The organism is Rhizobium sp. YAF28 (genome assembly GCF_052113285.1).
Lineage (GTDB): Bacteria > Pseudomonadota > Alphaproteobacteria > Rhizobiales > Rhizobiaceae > Rhizobium.
The window spans coordinates 31,727-49,082 of record NZ_JBFRCX010000007.1 but is presented as its reverse complement, the minus strand read 5'-3'; the positions used below and the strand labels follow the sequence as shown (position 1 = coordinate 49,082).

Annotated in this window: 17 protein-coding genes; 10 read left to right on the top strand and 7 right to left on the bottom strand. The window is 60.5% G+C overall.

The features are described from left to right. The first annotated feature begins 59 nt into the window (after positions 1-59). Entirely contained in the window at positions 60-497 is a 438-nt protein-coding gene (locus tag AB4Z13_RS17155) for a universal stress protein (RefSeq protein ID WP_113323778.1), read from the top strand. 4 nt (positions 498-501) lie between these two features. Here the strand turns inward: AB4Z13_RS17155 and AB4Z13_RS17150 are convergent, their stop codons facing one another. Further along, positions 502-690, bottom strand: coding sequence for a hypothetical protein (locus tag AB4Z13_RS17150; RefSeq protein WP_439016465.1), 189 nt, complete (start codon positions 688-690; stop codon positions 502-504). 104 nt (positions 691-794) lie between these two features. Further along, positions 795-1,697, bottom strand: coding sequence for a LysR family transcriptional regulator (locus tag AB4Z13_RS17145; protein ID WP_442206373.1), 903 nt, complete (start codon positions 1,695-1,697; stop codon positions 795-797). A 158-nt stretch (positions 1,698-1,855) separates the two neighbouring features. On the opposite strand from AB4Z13_RS17145, the gene AB4Z13_RS17140 reads away from it, so the two are divergent. Beyond that, positions 1,856-2,242, top strand: a complete 387-nt coding sequence (locus AB4Z13_RS17140; RefSeq protein WP_439016463.1) for a hypothetical protein — start codon at positions 1,856-1,858, stop codon at positions 2,240-2,242. 70 nt (positions 2,243-2,312) lie between these two features. On the opposite strand, the gene AB4Z13_RS17135 is transcribed toward AB4Z13_RS17140, so the two are convergent. Both AB4Z13_RS17135 and AB4Z13_RS17130 read right to left on the bottom strand, forming a co-directional pair. Further along, complete coding sequence (locus tag AB4Z13_RS17135) at positions 2,313-4,700, bottom strand: phosphoketolase family protein (protein ID WP_442206372.1); 2,388 nt, start codon at positions 4,698-4,700, stop codon at positions 2,313-2,315. Between the two features lie 72 nt (positions 4,701-4,772). Beyond that, the gene (locus tag AB4Z13_RS17130) at positions 4,773-5,948 is read right to left on the bottom strand and encodes an acetate/propionate family kinase (protein ID WP_442206371.1); all 1,176 of its coding nucleotides are present in this window, start codon (positions 5,946-5,948) and stop codon (positions 4,773-4,775) included. 205 nt (positions 5,949-6,153) lie between these two features. Here AB4Z13_RS17130 and AB4Z13_RS17125 point away from each other — a divergent pair, with 205 nt between their 5' ends. Next, positions 6,154-7,749, top strand: coding sequence for an inorganic phosphate transporter (locus AB4Z13_RS17125; protein ID WP_442206370.1), 1,596 nt, complete (start codon positions 6,154-6,156; stop codon positions 7,747-7,749). 107 nt (positions 7,750-7,856) lie between these two features. On the opposite strand, the gene AB4Z13_RS17120 is transcribed toward AB4Z13_RS17125, so the two are convergent. After that, positions 7,857-9,428 carry a putative bifunctional diguanylate cyclase/phosphodiesterase gene (locus AB4Z13_RS17120; protein ID WP_442206369.1) on the bottom strand — a complete coding sequence of 524 codons (1,572 nt, stop codon included), beginning with the start codon at positions 9,426-9,428 and terminating at the stop codon, positions 7,857-7,859. A gap of 201 nt (positions 9,429-9,629) precedes the next feature. On the opposite strand from AB4Z13_RS17120, the gene AB4Z13_RS17115 reads away from it, so the two are divergent. Further along, positions 9,630-9,872, top strand: a complete 243-nt coding sequence (locus AB4Z13_RS17115; protein ID WP_113323771.1) for a DUF6894 family protein — start codon at positions 9,630-9,632, stop codon at positions 9,870-9,872. 60 nt (positions 9,873-9,932) lie between these two features. After that, on the top strand, positions 9,933-10,286 hold the full coding sequence (locus AB4Z13_RS17110; RefSeq protein ID WP_442206368.1) for a hypothetical protein: 354 nt from the start codon (positions 9,933-9,935) through the stop codon (positions 10,284-10,286). Positions 10,287-10,839: 553 nt separating this feature from the next. On the opposite strand, the gene AB4Z13_RS17105 is transcribed toward AB4Z13_RS17110, so the two are convergent. Next, positions 10,840-11,385: a histidine phosphatase family protein gene (locus AB4Z13_RS17105; RefSeq protein ID WP_442206367.1), complete on the bottom strand. Its 546-nt coding sequence runs from the start codon at positions 11,383-11,385 to the stop codon at positions 10,840-10,842. Between the two features lie 230 nt (positions 11,386-11,615). Between AB4Z13_RS17105 and AB4Z13_RS17100 the strand changes: the two genes are divergently transcribed. The 3 genes from AB4Z13_RS17100 to AB4Z13_RS17090 all read left to right on the top strand — a co-directional run bounded on the left by AB4Z13_RS17100 (position 11,616) and on the right by AB4Z13_RS17090 (position 13,260). Continuing rightward, positions 11,616-11,825, top strand: coding sequence for a CbtB domain-containing protein (locus tag AB4Z13_RS17100; protein WP_113323767.1), 210 nt, complete (start codon positions 11,616-11,618; stop codon positions 11,823-11,825). 13 nt (positions 11,826-11,838) lie between these two features. Beyond that, positions 11,839-12,573, top strand: coding sequence for a CbtA family protein (locus tag AB4Z13_RS17095; RefSeq protein WP_439016454.1), 735 nt, complete (start codon positions 11,839-11,841; stop codon positions 12,571-12,573). Between the two features lie 84 nt (positions 12,574-12,657). Then, the gene (locus AB4Z13_RS17090; protein ID WP_442206366.1) at positions 12,658-13,260 is read left to right on the top strand and encodes a hypothetical protein; all 603 of its coding nucleotides are present in this window, start codon (positions 12,658-12,660) and stop codon (positions 13,258-13,260) included. Here the strand turns inward: AB4Z13_RS17090 and AB4Z13_RS17085 are convergent. Continuing rightward, the gene (locus AB4Z13_RS17085) at positions 13,245-13,907 is read right to left on the bottom strand and encodes a sulfite oxidase-like oxidoreductase (RefSeq protein ID WP_442206365.1); all 663 of its coding nucleotides are present in this window, start codon (positions 13,905-13,907) and stop codon (positions 13,245-13,247) included. The genes AB4Z13_RS17090 and AB4Z13_RS17085 overlap by 16 nt on opposite strands. 65 nt (positions 13,908-13,972) lie before the next feature. On the opposite strand from AB4Z13_RS17085, the gene AB4Z13_RS17080 reads away from it, so the two are divergent. After that, positions 13,973-15,892 carry a sensor histidine kinase gene (locus AB4Z13_RS17080; RefSeq protein WP_442206364.1) on the top strand — a complete coding sequence of 640 codons (1,920 nt, stop codon included), beginning with the start codon at positions 13,973-13,975 and terminating at the stop codon, positions 15,890-15,892. Further along, on the top strand, positions 15,889-17,244 hold the full coding sequence (locus tag AB4Z13_RS17075) for a sigma-54-dependent transcriptional regulator (RefSeq protein ID WP_439016450.1): 1,356 nt from the start codon (positions 15,889-15,891) through the stop codon (positions 17,242-17,244). Before AB4Z13_RS17080 ends, AB4Z13_RS17075 begins: the two co-directional genes overlap by 4 nt. The last annotated feature ends 112 nt before the right edge of the window (positions 17,245-17,356 follow it).

Here is a 17,356-nt window from a genome sequence, read left to right as displayed (position 1 = left end):
ATTACGATCACTGGTGAATTCCCTTCTTATTTGAATTCAGCCAGCAGAACGGATCTCCCATGTACAATCGCATATTGCTGCCCACCGACGGTTCGGAACTTGCCGGTCGGGGTGTCGATCATGGTCTTGCGCTTGCCAAGGCGCTCAACCTTCCCGTGACCGTTATCAGCGTCATCGTGCCGCTGACCGGTTTTGCGCTGCAAGGGATCGTGCAGGCTGAGGCGATGGACAGCTATAATGAGGGCCGCCGGAAGGAGATCGAGGATCTGGAAAAGATCATCGGGGAAAAAGCGAAGAGCGCCGGTGTCGTCGCCGACTTCGTCAGCAAGGTGCATCTTTCGCCGGCAGTCGCCATTTTGGAAACGGCAGCAGAGCGGGGCTGCGGCCTGATCGTTATTTCCTCGCATGGCCGCCGCGGGATCTCGCGGCTCATGCTCGGCAGCCAGACGTCCGAGGTCCTTTCCGAGGCAGGTATCCCGGTGCTGGTGGTAAAGTAAGCGCTTAGTTCTCCGTCAGTGCGGCGAGAGGCGCCATGCGCTCGGCAGTGTGATCTGCCGTCTTGGTGGACACTGCTCCGCTTTCCTCACCGCCGTCGTCGGCTTCGTTAGGGCTACCGGCCGTCGGTGTCATATAGAAGGCCAGCATTTCCTCCAGGCGGGAGGCAGTGAGGCTGGTGGCGAAACCCTTCATGGCTTTCCTCGGCGGTGTTTCCAGTTGTGAAATTTCATAGCCTACGTTCAGGCCGGTCTGGAACAAGGGCCGAAAGGTTGTCACCAACTTTCGAAGATCGGCATTTAGTCGCGGATAAGTTCCAGGCAGAACTCGATGAAGGCGTTGACCTTGGCCGGTACATGATGCCGGGAAGGGTGGACAGCGTAGAGGGGGAAAGTTTCGCTCGGCCAGTCCGGATAGAGCTCTACAAGGCGTCCGTCGGCAAGCAGGTCCTTGACGCTAAGGGCAAGCACCTGGGCGATGCCGGCGCCGGCAAGGCAGGCATCGAGCATGGTACCGGGGTCGCTCATCAGAAGCGATCCACGAGCGTCGAGCGGCACGATCTTCTTGCCCCTGTGCAGTTCCCATTCGAAAGTCTGGCCCGTCAGCGGATCGCGGAACTGGATGCAGGAGTGGCTGGCGATCTCGGCAGGTGTCCTCGGCGTGCCATGCTCGGCGAGATAGGCAGGTGTGGCGACCGTGAGGACGCGGGTTTCCATCAGCTTGCGGGCGATGCGCGACGAGTTCGGCTGCTGGCCGAAGCGGATGGCGATATCAATGCCGTCGGCGACGAGATCACTCATCAGGTCGCGGGTTATCAATTCGAGTTCCAGCGCCGGATAGCGGGTCATGAACCGCTTCAGATGCGGCGCCAGCACCATGCGGGAAAAGATCGGATCGACATCGACGCGCAGCCGGCCGCGCACGGTCAGAGACGCACCTGATGCAAGCGTCGCGGCCTCCTCTATCCCATCGAGATGCGGAGCGACCTGTTCGTAGAAACGGGCGCCTTCGTCCGTCAGCCGTACCGAGCGGGTGGTGCGGTCGAGCAGGCGCACGCCGACACGCGCCTCCAGCCTCGCTATGGCGCGGCTGACGCCGGAGGCTGAAAGGCCAAGCGCATCGGCTGCCCTGACGAAGCTGCCGCTTTCGACCACCGCGGCAAGCGTGCAGACACCGGAAAGCAGGCGGCCGTCGAATGCCATGGGTCACTCCTGATTTGATGTCATTGATGATGTTAAGGAAGTGCAGGCCAGTCAAGAACGTCGACACCTTATCGCTGCCCGTATGGATCCAAAAACCGGCTTGATGGAACATCTTCCCTCCAATTTGGTTTCTTCCGCACAGATTGGAGGATCAAGCGATGACCCAATATGGTGACGACAAGAACCGAATCGTGGATGAGAATACCGGCATGCCACTTGGGCAGGCATCCTATGAAGAGGAGAAAGTGCTTGCCGATGAGCGGCGTAGCGTCTCGCTCTGGGGTGTGCTCGCAGCCGGCATTCTGGTCATTCTGATCGCTGCGGTGAGCTTTGCCATCTGGCCTGGTACGACCACAGAACCGGCTTCGACCGCATCCACAACGCCCAATGCGATCACCGGGCAGCCTTCGGGTGCCGGTACTTTAGACAACAATCCGGCGACCGGCTCCATCAAGCCGCTGGAGCCGACAGATCGCAACCCGACGCCTGATGGCAGCGGGCCGACGGGCGCGACTGCACCAAGCGGCACGCAGAACGGCCAGTAACTTCGCATCACGGCTGGGGAAGGGCCGCGCGGTTTCCGCGCGGCCCTTTTCATATCAGGGAGCATCCCTTTCAGGCTGCGGGCCATTTCCAGTTGCGCACGTCCGGCATGTCTTCACCATATTTGCGGACATAGGCATGATGCTCGACGAGCTTGGCCCTCAGGCTTTCCAGCACTTCAGGCACTTTCTCCTTCAGGCCCGGAACGCGCTCGATCGCCTCGATGGCGAGGTGGAAGCGGTCGAGTTCGTTGAGCACTGTCATGTCGAAGGGCGTGGTTGTCGTGCCCTCTTCGATGAAGCCGCGCACATGGATATTGCGGTGGTTGGTGCGCTTATAGGTCAGCCGGTGGATGAGGTAGGGATAGCCGTGATAGGCGAAGATCACCGGCCTGTCCTTCGTGAAGATTGCGTCGAAGGCCTCGTCCGTCAGGCCGTGCGGATGCTGATCCTGCGATTGCAGGGCGAGAAGGTCGACCACGTTGACAGTGCGGATCTTCAGCTCCGGAGTATGCCGATGCAGCAGATCGACGGCAGCGAGCGTCTCCATGGTCGGTACGTCGCCGGCGCAGGCCATGACGACATCGGGCGCGACCGTATCGTCCTCGTGGCTCGCCCAGTTCCAAATGCCGATGCCGGTTTCGCAGTGTTTCACCGCCTCGTCCATGGTCAGCCATTGTGGCTCTGGCTGCTTGCCGGCGACGATGACGTTGATGCGGTCGTAGGTCTTCAGGCAATGATCACCGACCCAGAGCAGGGTGTTGGCGTCCGGCGGCAGGTAAATACGGACGATATCGGCCTTCTTGTTGGCGACGAGATCGACGAAGCCGGGGTCCTGATGCGAGAAGCCGTTATGGTCCTGCCGCCAGACATGCGAGGTCAAGAGATAGTTGAGCGAGGAGATCGGCTTCCTCCACTCCAGTTCGCGGGTGACCTTCAGCCACTTGGCATGCTGGTTGAACATGGAATCGATGATGTGGATGAAGGCCTCGTAGCAGGAAAACAGGCCATGCCGGCCCGTCAACAGGTAGCCCTCCAGCCATCCCTGGCAAAGATGTTCGCTCAGTACTTCCATGACGCGGCCGTCGCTGGCGAGGCTCACGTCATAGGGTTCGATCTTCTCCATCCAGACGCGATCGGTGACTTCAAAGACGCTGCCGAGACGGTTTGATTCCGTTTCGTCGGGGCCGAAGATGCGAAAGTTCGCGTTGGCTTCATTGAGCTTCATCGTGTCGCGCAGGTAATGGCCGAGGATTTCGGTGGATTGCACCATCTCAGCCCCGCGTTTCTCCATCTTTACCTCATAGGTGCGGATATTGGGCGTGATCAGCTCCTTGCGCAGCAGACCACCATTGGCGTGCGGATTGGCACCCATACGGCGTTTGCCTGAGGGGGCCAGCGCCCGTAATTCAGGCTTCAGCGCGCCCGAGGTATCGAAGAGGTCTTCGGGATCGTAACCGCGCATCCAGTCTTCGAGGATTTTCCGGTGTCCGTCGTTCTCTCGGCAATTGGAAACCGGCACCTGATGGGCGCGCCAGAAGCCCTCAACCTTCTTGCCGTCCACTTCCTTCGGGCCGGTCCAGCCCTTGGGGCTGCGCAGCACGATCATCGGCCAGCGCGGGCAGGCCTGCGGAGCCTTGCCGTCGCGTGCCTGTTTCTGAATTGCTCGAATGCGGTCGAAGATCTTGTCGAAGGTGGCGGCCATCTGCTGATGCATCTTTGCCGGCTCGTGGCCTTCGACGAAGAAGGGCTCATAACCATAGCCTTCGAACAAATGCGTCAGATCCTGGTCGCTCGCCCGGCCGAGGATGGTCGGATTGGCGATCTTGTAACCGTTGAGATGCAGGATCGGCAGGACGGCACCGTCGCGGGCGGGGTTCAGGAACTTGTTGGAATGCCAGCTTGCCGCCAGCGGCCCGGTCTCGGCTTCGCCGTCGCCGATGACGCAGGCGACGATCAAATCGGGATTATCGAAGGCTGCGCCGTAGGCATGGACGAGCGCATAGCCGAGTTCGCCGCCCTCATGGATGGAGCCGGGCGTTTCCGGCGCTGCATGGCTCGGGATGCCGCCGGGGAAGGAGAACTGGCGGAAGAGCTTGCGCATGCCGTCCTCGGTCTCGGCGATGTCGGGATAGATCTCGCTGTAGATGCCTTCGAGATAGGTATTGGCGACCATGCCCGGTCCGCCGTGGCCGGGACCGCACATATAGATGACGTCGAGGTCGCGGGCACGGATGACGCGGTTCAGATGCGCATAGATGAAGTTGAGGCCGGGCGTGGTGCCCCAGTGGCCGAGCAGGCGGGGCTTGATGTGTTCCGGCTTCAGGGGCTGGCGCAGGAGAGGATTGGACAGGAGATAGATCTGGCCGACCGAGAGATAGTTGGCGGCACGCCAGTAGCGGTCGATGAGTGTGAGTTCGGCGTCTGACAGAACTGCTGGAGTCGAGACATGCTTTTCCATGGATTTCTCCGGTTTAAACTTGTTCAACGTCAATTCTAGCGGCTGGCGCTGGCGTGCATTTGATCTGGATCATCAGGAGCGAAGAATAGAGAGCGTTTCCTGCGCGATGATCTGTTCCTCGTCGGTGGCAATGACATGCGCCGTTATGCGGCTTGCGGGTGTCGTGATCGTGAAGCCGTTGGCGGCATTCGCCTTTTCATCGACTGCGAGGCCGAGCCAACCCAGACGCTGGAGGACTGCTGCGCGGATCTGCGGCTGATGCTCGCCGATGCCGGCCGTAAAGACGATGGCGTCGAGCCCGCCGAGCGTCACCGACATGCGGCCGATCTCGCCTGCGATGCGCAATGTGAAGAGGTCGAGCGCCTCCTGGGCTTCTGCGCGGTCATCCTCGAGAAGATCGCGGGTATCGGCATTGATGCTGGAGACGCCGAGCAGGCCGGAGCGATGGTAGAGCAGATCTTCCACCTGATCGGCGGACTGCTTCCTCTGCTGCAGCAGATGCAAGATCACGCCGGGATCGAGCCAGCCGGGCCTTGTGGCCATGGGAATGCCGTCCAGCGTGGAAAAGCCCATGCTGCAATCGCGACTGATGCCCTGTTCCAGAGCGCAGAGGCTTGCGCCGCTTCCGAGATGGGCGGCGACGATTTTCGCTTTGTTCGACAGCCTGCGGCTTACCTCCCCTGCGATGAATTTGTAGGAGAGGCCATGAAAGCCGTAGCGCTTGATGCCCTCGTCATGAAGCGCGCGGGGGATGGCGAAGCGGCGGACGAGATCGGTCTGCGTGGCGTGAAAAGCGGTATCGAAGGAGGCCGTCTGGGTCAGATGCGGCTTCAGGTGCTTCAGTGCCCGGATGAAGCGAAGCGCCTGCGGCTGATGAAGGGGTGCGAGCGGCGTGAGCGCGTCCACCGCCGCGATTGCGGCATCATCGAGCGCGGTTGCCGCGGTAAAACGGTCGCCGCCATGGACGACGCGGTGGCCGGCAGCGCGGACGTCACCGATATCGAAATGCTCCGAGAGCAGTTTGAACGTTTCGTCGATGACGGCGTGCAGATCGTCTGTCAGTTCCGCTTTCAGCGGTGTATCAAATGCCTGCGGACCTTCCGTCAGCTTGAAGGCGAGTGGGTTGGAGCGGAAGTCGATCACGCCCTTGCCGATGCGGCGCACCTTTGCATCCTCGATTGCGAAGATGCCGATCTTCACCGTCGATGAGCCGGCATTGAAGGTCAGGAGAAGGTCGGTCGACGGCATTTTGCTTGATGCTCCCCTGCGAGCGTGACGGTGACGAACTTAGCGTCATCGTGCCGGGTGGGAAGTCTTTTGCGTCCCGGCAGGCAATTTTTGGTTGCTGATTTCGGTTCCGGATCCGGATGGCGGGAATGGTCGCGTCATGAGAGCTTCACGCTAGGGATTTATTAACAAACGGCAATTTGCAAATGGAACAAGGAACTATGCCATGGCCGACATTGCCCCCAGCCATAGCGACGCTTCCCATCCGCTGCATCATTCGAACTCCGCCGGCAAATGGTTCCTGCCGGTGTTCGGGCTCGTTGTGGTCTGCGGTCTCGGATATGTCGGCTATGCCCTCGCCCGTGATCTGACTGCCGCAGTTGCCGTTCCCTGGCTGCTTCTCGGCCTTGCGCTGCTGATCGCGCTCGGCTTCGAGTTCGTCAACGGTTTCCACGATACGGCCAATGCCGTGGCGACCGTTATCTATACGCGCTCCATGCCGGCGGAATTTGCCGTCATCTGGTCGGGCTTCTTCAATTTTCTCGGTGTCTTGACGTCGACGGGCGCCGTCGCCTTCGGCATCCTGGCCTTGTTACCGGTCGAGCTCATCCTGCAGGTCGGCTCCGGCTCGGGTCTGGCCATGGTCTTCGCTCTATTGATAGCAGCGATTGTCTGGAACCTTGGTACCTGGTATCTCGGCCTGCCGTCATCGAGCTCGCATACGCTGGTCGGCTCGATCATCGGTGTCGGCCTCGCCAACCAGTTCCTGGCGCCGGCAGGCTCGGCCACCAGCGGTGTGGACTGGTCGCAGGCGACCAACATTGGCCTGTCACTCCTGATTTCGCCAATCATCGGTTTCGGCCTTTCGGCCATCCTGCTCGTCGTTATGAAGTTCCTGGTGCGCAAACCCGAGCTCTATCAGGAGCCGAAGGGCAACCAGCCGCCGCCGTTATGGATCCGCGCCATCCTGATCTTCACCTGCACGGGCGTCAGCTTCGCCCATGGCTCGAATGACGGCCAGAAGGGCATGGGTCTCATCATGCTCATCCTGATCGGCCTGGTGCCGACCGCCTTCGCGCTGAACCGCACGCCTGACGTCAACTATCTCGAAGCCTACAAGTCGGCTTCGGCGCAGGTAGAAACGGCGCTCGGCAAGTATGTAAAGCCGGGCGTGACAGTTACCGACTACAAGGCGGAAGTCGGCAATGCCGTCAAGAACAAGGTTTGGACGGACGCGACCACGCCGGCGCTGCAGCAGTATATCCATCAGACGAGCGCCGAAGTCGCCGCTTTCCCGACGCTGGAAGCCGTTCCGACCAATCTCGTCAGCAACGTCCGCAACGACATTTACCTGATCGGCGAGGCGCTGAAGCTCATCGACAAGCAGAAGCTGCTGCCGATGGATGCCAGCGATCTCAAGGCCGTCACCGGCTATCATGCGGCGGTGGACAATGCGACGAAGTTCATCCCCTTGTGGGTGAAGGTCGCCGTTGCGCTGGCGCTCGGCCTCGGCACGATGGTCGGCTGGAAGCGCATCGTCGTGACGGTTGGTGAGAAGATCGGCAAAACGCACCTGACATACGGCCAGGGTGCCGCCGCGGAAGTCGTCGCCATGGTGACGATCGCCTCGGCCGACCATCTCGGCCTGCCGGTTTCGACCACGCATGTTCTGTCTTCCGGTGTGGCGGGCACGATGGCTGCGAACGGCTCGGGCCTGCAATGGTCCACCGTGCGCAACATGCTCATGGCCTGGGTGCTGACGCTGCCGGCCTCGATCGCGATCGCCTTCCTGCTGTTCGTGATCCTGCGGCAAGTCTTCTAGTTTAAAGCATTTCCGTTTTTCTTCGAAACACGGAAATGCTTTATCTCTTTGTTTTCACGCAATTCCGGACGCAAAACCGCTTCACACTTTTGCTGGAATTGCTTTATTCAGGCCGTAGAGGCCAGATTGGTATTCTGGCTTTCGATGAAGATGCCCGCCTCCGCGGCGGGCATCGCCTTGCCGAAGAGATAGCCCTGACCGATGTCGCAGCCAAGCTGCAGCAGATAGGCGAGCTGGGCGTGCTCCTCGACGCCTTCAGCCGTTGTCTTGATGTTGAGGCTTCTTCCGAGAGCGAGCATGGCGCGGACGATCTTTTCCTGCTTCTCGTCCTCCCGGCAGGTGGCGATGAAACTCTTGTCGATCTTGATTTTGTCGAAGCGATAACGGGCAAGCTGAGCAAGGCTCGAATAGCCCGTGCCGAAATCATCGAGCGCGATCTGTACGCCCGCTTTATGCAACTCATCGAGAATATGGGCCGCGATCGCCGGATCCTGGACCAGCGCGTTTTCGGTGATTTCAACTTCCAGTCGCCTGGCGGGCAGGCGGCTTGCAGCGAGCACTTTGAAGATGCGCGAGGGAAGGAGTTTATCCTCCATCTGGACGGGTGACACGTTGAAGGAAAGCCTTACATCGTCAGGCCAGGCGAGGGCATCGCTGCAGGCCTGGGTGAGAAGGTTTTCGAACAGTTCGGTGATCATGCCAGTTTCTTCGGCGATGCCGATGAAGACCGGAGGCGGAATATTCATGCCGTCTTCGTCGGTCCATCGGGCCAGCGCCTCGAAGCCGCAGAGCCTGCCGCTCCTGAGATCGATCAGCGGCTGATAGTAGGTCTTGATCGCCTTGTTCTGAATGGCGCCGCGCAGCTTGGTTTCGAGCGATGCGCGTTCCGTCACCTTGTCCTGCATGGACGTTTCGAAGATCAGTTGATGATTAGGACCGCGCGATTTCGCCTCGTACATGGCAAGGTCGGCGCGGTGAGCGGCATCCTCCAGCGGCTCTGCGCCTTCGCTCCAGCGGTCGTAGCCCACGCTGGCGCCGACCTCTACGGCAAAACCATCGATCAGGATGGGGCGGGTAACCGCCTGGATGAGCACTTTGGCAAACCATTCCTCCCGCGCCGCGGTCATGCCGAGGGCGATGATGATGAATTCATCCCCGCCGAAACGGTAGACGCAGTCGGCATTGCCCAAGGCGCAAATGCGCTTGGCCACTTCCACCAGCAGAACGTCGCCGCCCTTGTGGCCGACGAGGTCGTTGACCTTCTTGAAGCCGTCGAGATCGACGGAGAAGATCGTGACGTTGCTCTTGGCCTCTTCGGGAAGATTGCCGTCCTTATCGGCGGGCTTGGGCAGGATCTTGCGTTCGAAGGCGTAGCGGTTCGGAAGCTTGGTCAGATGATCGTGGGTGGCGGTCCAGTCGGCGCGCGCCTGGGCGGAGTCGCGAAGCTGCATCTCCTTGCGAAGGTCGGCAATGCGCAACACGGAATAGATGAAGCTCATCGCGCCGGCGATGCCGAGGGCCAGCACGAACTTATCGGCACCGTAATTCTCGAAGGTGCTCATGAAGGAAACGAGCCAGCTATCGACATCCAGCAGGGTGGCCGAAATCCACAGCACTGCACCGAGCGCCATGATCGTCAGACATTGCCTTCCCGCCCTGCTCCCGAAGAATTCCGGCATGAGCTTCTCCATCTCCACCCGGGCGGAAATATCATGAAAGTCTGAAATGTTTATTGAAACCTGAAGGCGAATTGTTGGAGGCCATGCCATGCATTCGGTAGCACTTTCATCGGAAGCGAGTGTGCGGAACACCGAATTTTACCGGCGATTTGAAACCTTTGGCCGCTTGCCGCTTTATGCTTTCGCAACGGATGCAGGCAGATGTCCCTCTTCTATTTCAAGACCATAGACAATGACGGCACGGTTCCCGGCGATCTGCCGTTCGAATTTCCCGATCTTTTCGCCGCCGTGGAAGAGGCAAAGCATGTGCTGGCCGAAATGGCGCTCGACGGTTTGCCGCAATGGCCGGGCGGATCGCTGGGCATAGAAGTGCAGAACGGTGATCATTCTCCGATCGTGCGACTGCGGCTGGAACTGAAAGTGGATTACATCCGGCCGGCCTGAGCGGAACCAATATTGCGTCGAAGCCGTTTTCCGGGAGCATTCACGAGAGAGGACAATCTCATGCAAGTTGTCGGCACCCAGGTCATCCCCGCCTATGGCGGCAAAGGCGGTTTCACGGTCGAGTTCGTGGGCGACGGCGGCGAAGTCGTCTCCGTGCAGATCAAGAACGACCCCGGCCAGCAATTGAACCGGCTGAATGCGGTCGAAAAGGCGAGGGAAGTGATGAGCCGTTTTGCCACGGCGAAGATCCGGGACGACGATGATGGTCGACCCAGCGTGCTCCGGAGTGCCCGTGCGGCGGGTGACAAGGGAACGATGGAAGAGCAGCTTGACGAAGGGCTGGAAGGCACCTTCCCCGCCAGCGATCCAGTCTCGGTCACCAACACCGCGATCCCTAAGGGAAGCAAACACTAATCTACCCTTTTATGGCCCGCTATGCCTGAAAGCACCCCGCGATCATCGGCTTGATCGTGGGGCGCTTTTACCGCCGCTCGGCGTGCTGATCCTGATGGAAATTATCGGAGCGCCGCTCTGGTTGGTGCGGAAATGTGGCGCGGATACGTCGCGTGCGCAGTGCGGCAGCCGATCTGCTTTCCACCCTGCAGGATGCCGAGACTTGTCCGCGTTGCTTCTTGCTAACCCTCGGCCAACTCGGTCTGTTCGTCGCTGTCATTCAGATTCCGCAATAGATTGGCAAAGAGAAAGGCGAGCAGCCGTAGCACGCTCGCCTTTGACGTGCTCTGACAGTTCAGACGACGTTGATCAGCAATGGCAGGCTGATCATGACGCCGACGAAAACGGCGACAACAGTTGCGACACGCACGATGCGAATACGCCGCGTACGCTCCCCACTCCAGTCATAGGTCATTTTTCGTCTCCTCGGGGAAGGACGTAGAGCCCGGGTTCCGGGTTCAATATGTATGACTGCGTTTGCTTGTGTAAGACTGGACTAATTTACGAGGACTATTCAGAAACGCAGCGACCAGCGGCGGCCGTCATGCGTCATGCGCACTATCCCAAGTGGCTGGACATCGATGGTCCAGAAAGATGCGGGTGGCGCTTTCAGCACGTTCAGGATCGCGGCGCGGATGACGGCTGCGTGGGTGACCGCGATGATATGGCCGCCGAGCGGCATCTCCTCGTTCATCCAGCCGGCGATGCGTTTGCCAAGCTGTTGCAGGCTCTCGCCCTCATGCGGGGTCGCTTCGGGATCGGACATCCAGAGCGCAAGATTTTCAGGCTCCTCGGCGTGGAGACTGACCAACGGTTTGCCGACCCAGCAGCCGTAGTCACAATCCCTGAGGGACGGGGCAACGGTCGCGTCGAAGCCCAGCATTTCGGCGGTCTGTCTGGCGCGTAGGGCCGGGCTTGTGAAAACCCTATCCGCCCGTCCCGGCGCCGGTAGCGTGGTATCGCTCAGCACCTTTTCCTCCAGCGGTTCGTCCGCCGGAAAGGAGGCGGTACGATTGGCTGCTGTCGCGCCGTGGCAGATCCATGTGAGGCGGGTGGTCACGTCTTTCGCGCCTTGCGGAGATGGGGCGGGATGGCCGCCGCCCGCATATGAAGTTTCGTTGACAGTGTCTTTGGCGTGCAGATATAACCGTGACGTTGCGGGTTTGGAAGCCGGTGAGAGTCCGGCGCGGTCGCGCCACTGTGACCAGCGTGTCGAAATTCTTCGCGTTGGAAGTCAGACCTAACTGCACGCAAGATTCTCGACTGAACGCGTCATTCCAGGAGGAATACATGTCTGACACCACTTTCGCGCCCGTCGCGTCACCCGCCCCAATTCCCGTAGGCCAGATTCTGCCATGGGCGATCTTCGGCGGCCTGCTGATGCTGATCGCCATCTATTTCGTTGGCACCGAAGAAGGCGCGATGGCGCTCTTCAACGGCATGTATGTGCACGAATTCGTGCATGACGCCCGTCACCTCCTCGGCTTCCCCTGCCACTAAGGGAGTGCCTCACATGGTTGGAAATCTTCTGCTTCGCGGCATGATCGCGGGCCTGATTGCTGGCATCCTGGTTTTTGCCTTTGCACGCGTCTTTGGTGAGCCGCTGGTCGATGCGGCGATTGCCTTTGAAGAGGCTACATCGCAGGCGGCCGGTGCCGCAGCCGAACCGGAAATCGTCAGCCGCGCCACCCAGGCGGGGCCTGGGCTCTTTATCGGTGTCATGGCCTATAGCGTTGCCATTGGCGGGCTGTTTGCGCTTGTCTTCGCCTTCGTGCACGGCCGCTTCAGCAGCCTTTCGGCACGCGGCACCTCGGCCGTTATCGCAATCGCAGCTTTCGTCGCCATCGTCATCGTTCCGGCTATCAAATATCCGGCCAATCCGCCGGCTGTCGGCAACTCGGATACGATCGGCGTGCGCACAGAGCTGTTCTTCCTGATGATTGTCGTCTCGGTTGCTTCGCTGATCGCGGCCGTCGCAATTGCCCGCAGCCTGAGAGCGCGCTACGGCTTATGGAACGCGGCGGTCGTTGCGGGTATTCTCTTCGTCGTCTTCATCGGTCTGGTGGAATATCTGCTGCCTCCGATCAATGAAGTGCCGGAGAATTTCTCGGCGATGGTGCTATGGCGCTTCCGCACGACCACGCTCGGCATGCATATGATCCTCTGGTTAGTGCTCGGTCTCGCTTTCGGCGCGCTGGCGGAGAAGCGCCTCGGGGCGAAGAGCGGGTTGCGTCCGGCCTATCGATAAGGGTCGGGAGAGGGGGCTTGCCGCTCCCTCTTTCCTTGCAAAACCTATCGGCTCTTGGCTGCTGCGTCGGGACGTTGGACTATTGTGAAAAACGGATTCAATCTCCTTTGTTTCGGCCTTGCCCTGTTGATCGCTGGTAGCGCATCCGCGCATGGAGGCGGCGAGGGCAGCCGTGCCGGCCTGCCGGTGCCCGAAATATCTCACGGGGAAATGGCTGTGATTGCCGACTATCGCGGCCGTATCATGGATCTCGCCGCAAGCGCGGTCGATACGAACGAACCTTTCCGGCGTGTCCTGAACTATGCCGAAATCCAGTATTCCTACTGTCTCTGGGGTCGGATGCCCGGTAGCGTGACGGATGAGGAAAGTCCGTTCAACGAATGCGCCCATGCCTATCTCGCCGCGACCAAGGCGGTGCTGCTCGCCATGCGCGACATGCCACAGGAGGCGGTAGTGGCCGGTGAAATCGCATCGGCTGTCGATGTCGATATGGTTAGGCGCGGGCTCTCGCTTGTGACCTGCCGCTTCAGTGGCGAGGGTTTCAACACGGCCGATGTCGTACGCCCGCGCTGGAGCGAAATTCCGCTGCATCCAGCGAGCATGGCCTCACTCACCGGATTTGCAGCGATCCTCGCCGCGGGGTTCTTTGTTCTCAGGCGGCTTCTTCGGATTCAGTCCTCGGAATAGCGCTGCTCGCGCCACGGATCACCATACATATGGTAGCCGTTCTTTTCCCAGAAGCCGGCCTTGTCGGCCGGCAACAGATCGATGCGGCGCAGCCATTTGGCGCTTTTCCAGAAATAGAGATGCGGTACGACGAGACGCATAGGTCCGCCGTGATCGCGGGTGAGCGGCAGGCCTTCCCATGAGGTGGCGAGAATGGCGTCTTCGGCGGCGAAATCGGATAGCGGCAGGTTGGTCGTGTAGCCGTCATAGCTTGTCAGCATGACGTAACAGGCTTCGGCTTTCGGCATGGCGAGATCAAGCAGGTCTCGGGTCGAAACACCCTTCCACTTGTTGTCGTAGCGCGACCATGTTGTGACACAATGGATGTCGGTGATCATTGTGCTCTGTTCCAGCGCCTGGAAGGCGGCCCAACTAAGGTCGAGCGGTGTCTCGACCAGACCGTGAACTTCCAGCCGCCAGCTATCAATGGAAATGATCGGCTGCTGGCCGAGGTCGAGCACCGGCCAGTTCTTGACCAGATGCTGGCCCGGCGGCAGGCGCTCGGTTTCCGGACGGCTGATGCGGCCGGTCAGGAATTTTCCCTCCACCGCCCAGCGGCGCTTGGACGTCGTGAGCTTGCTGTCTTCCGGGATCTGGTCATCGCTCATAGCGGTCTCCTTGCGGTGCAGCAATCAGACATCCGCGCCTGATAAGTGTCAAGTTTCGGCGCCTCTTGGAAATCTCCACCGCGCTCATTACACTTGAAGCCGTCGGGTTATGCCTCCACGGGGAGCGGAGGCGGAAAGGGAGGAGCGAGACGCTGTCTTCGCGCTATCGTGTCATTGCGGCGCTCTGCGCCGCACCCTTGCTGATTTTCGCTTTCTTCTATTACGGGAGCGCGGTCGCTACGCGCGCCTATATGGGCGAGGCTTCGGCGCAGGCCGGCACGGCACTCCGGCTTGCGGCCTCGGCACTGAGTGGCCATCTCAGCCGCTACGAGGCGTTGCCGGCGCTGATCGCCGATCATGACGATGTCAAGGAGCTGGTGAGTCGGCCGGATGATCGCTCGCTGCGCGACAATGCCAATCTCTACCTCAAGGAAATCAACGGGCTGCTGAAATCATCCGATATTTATGTCGTGCGTCCGGATGGCGAGACGATCGCCGCCAGCAATTATGATGGCCCCGGCAGTTTCATCGGTGAGAACTTCAGCTATCGCCCCTATTTCCAGGAGGCGATCGGCGGGCATCAGGCCCGCTTCTATGCCCTCGGTACGACCTCGCTGAAGCGCGGCTATTATTTCTCTTCGCCGATCTGGGTGGATGGCGAAATCCGCGGCGTCATTGTCTTCAAGGTCGATATCGACGTAATCGAATCCTCCTGGAGCGGCGGCGAGTACCGCATCTTCGTCTCCGATCCCGAGGGCATCATCTTCATGTCCGACAGTCCGGACTGGCTCTATGGGGCGATCCTGCCGCTGAGTTCGGATCGGGTGGCGCGCACCGAGGCATCGCGACGTTATGCCAATGCGAAACTGGTCGAACTGCCGGTCATCCGTCATCGCTTCGAAGATCATGACCTGATGACGCTCGCCAGCGATCGCGGGCAAAGCGAATATCTCGTGCTCTCGCACTACATGCCGGCCGAGGACTGGACGGTGAACGTGCTGATGGACACGAGCTCCATCCGGGCGCAGGCCCGTACCGCGCTGGTCGTCGTCTTCCTCATTCTCTGCATTGCCGCTCTGACATTTGCCATTCTTCGGCAAAGACGCATGCGGCTTGCTGAGCGCCTGCAGTTGCAGGCCGAGGCGCGGAACGAGCTGGAGCGACGGGTTGATGAGCGTACGGCTGATCTTGCCTGCGTCAACAGCCGCATCGAGGAGGAGATTGCCGAGCGACGCCTGACCGAACAGCAGCTGCGCCAGACACAGGCCGATCTCATCCAGGCGGGCAAGCTTGCCGGTCTAGGTCAGATGTCGGCAGCACTTTCGCATGAGTTCAACCAGCCGCTTGCCGCCGCCAAGACCTATACGGACAGCGCCTCTGTCCTGCTCGAACGAGGCCGCACGGCCGAAGCGCAGGACAACATCCAGCGCATTGGCGGACTGATAGATCGCATGGCTTCCATCAGTCGGCATCTGCGCAATTTCGCGCGCAAACCCAATGAGAAGCTGGGGGCCGTCCCGCTCGATGAGGCGATCCGCGATACGCTCGAGATCGTCGCCTGGCGGCTCAAGGCTGCGGATGCCGATCTCCGGCTGCATCTCGGGGGGCGGCCGCCGGTGGTCAAGGCTGGCTCGGTGCGACTGCAGCAGGTGCTGGTCAATGTGATCTCGAATGCGGCTGATGCCGTGGAGGGGCTCGAGGACCGGCGCATCGAGGTTTCGGCGTCCAAAGAGGCCGGCAGGGTAATCCTGACCGTGCGTGATCATGGGCCTGGTGTGCCGGCGGCGATTGCCGAGCGCATCTTCGATCCCTTCTTCACCACCAAAGGGGTGGGCAAGGGGCTCGGGCTGGGGCTTTCCATCTCCTACAACATCATCAAGGATTTTGGCGGCAGCCTGACCGTCTCCAACCATCCGGAGGGTGGAGCCGTGTTCCGTATCGAGCTTTCCGCGGCAGCTGGCATGATGCCGGAGGCGGCGGAATGAACGAACAGAAGATATTGCTCGTCGACGACGAAGAGGAACTGCGCCGCTCGACGGCGCAGGCGCTGGAACTGTCCGGCTTCAGCGTCGAGACCTTTTCCAATGCCGACCACGTGCTGGAACTGATCGGCTACAGTTTTCCCGGTGTCGTCGTTACCGATATCCGCATGCCGGGCATGGACGGCATGACGTTGATGCAGAAGATCCGCGAACTCGATACCGAAGTGCCGGTTATTCTCGTCACCGGCCACGGCGATGTACAGCTTGCCGTCAAGGCGATGCGCGAGGGCGCCTATGACTTCATCGAGAAGCCGTTTACGCCGCAGATGCTCGCCGGCGTCATCCGCCGCGCCATGGAGCGGCGCAGCCTCGTGTTGGAAAATCGGCTGCTGAAGGCGGTGGCCGGCAAGCGCGACGATATCGAGGCGCGCCTGCCGGGACGAACGCAGATCATGGTCGACCTGCGCTATCGCATCCGTGCGATCGGGGCGAGCGATGCCGACACGCTTATTGTCGGCGACACTGGTGCGGGCAAGGAAGTGGTGGCGCGGGCGCTGCACGATATCAGCGCGCGGGCAAGCCGGCCCTTCATCGCCATCAATTGCGCAGCACTTCCAGCAAACCTGATCGAGAGCGAGCTTTTCGGGCATGAGGCCGGCGCTTTTCCGGGGGCCGTGCGGCCGCGTTACGGCAAGTTCGAGCATGGGCGGGGCGGCACCATTCTGCTCGACGAGATCGGCTCCATGCCGTTTGATCTGCAGGCGAAGTTCCTGCGGGTGCTGCAGGAGAGAATGATTTCCCGCCTCGGATCGAATGAGACCGTACCGCTCGACGTGCGGTTCATCGCCACGAGCAAGGTCGATCTGGAAGCGGAAGTCGCTGGTGGCCGATTCCGCGCCGACCTCCTCTACCGCCTGAACGTCGCGACCATTCATGTGCCGTCGCTCTCACAACGCCGGGCCGATGTTCCGCTGCTCTTCATGCAGCTTGTCAGGGAGGCGGCCGCGCGTTACGGCAAGGACGACATGGCCGTGCCACCGGATGTGATTTCCGACATCGCGCAGCGCGACTGGCCGGGCAATGTCCGCGAATTGCGCAATGCGGCCGACCGCTTCGTGCTTGGTCTCGATGGCGGCGGCAGGCAGGCAGAGGTCGCGGGGCTTGCCGAGCGTGTCGCGGAATTCGAACGTGGCGTGATTGCAAGTGCGCTGGTCGCCCATGGCGGTAGCCTGAAGCCGGTCTATGAATCGCTCGGCATCTCACGCAAGACACTTTACGAGAAGATGCAGAAGTACGGCCTCGACAAGAAGCTGCTGGCCAACGACATGGCTGGTGAGATGCGCCGCGAGCTCTGATCCAATCCCGAATTTCTTGATGTGATCGTCTGTTTTCAGGCCTCGCTCGATTTATGCCTTGACAGGCAACCATTTGGTTGCCTATAAAATGACAACAGGCAACCAAATGGTT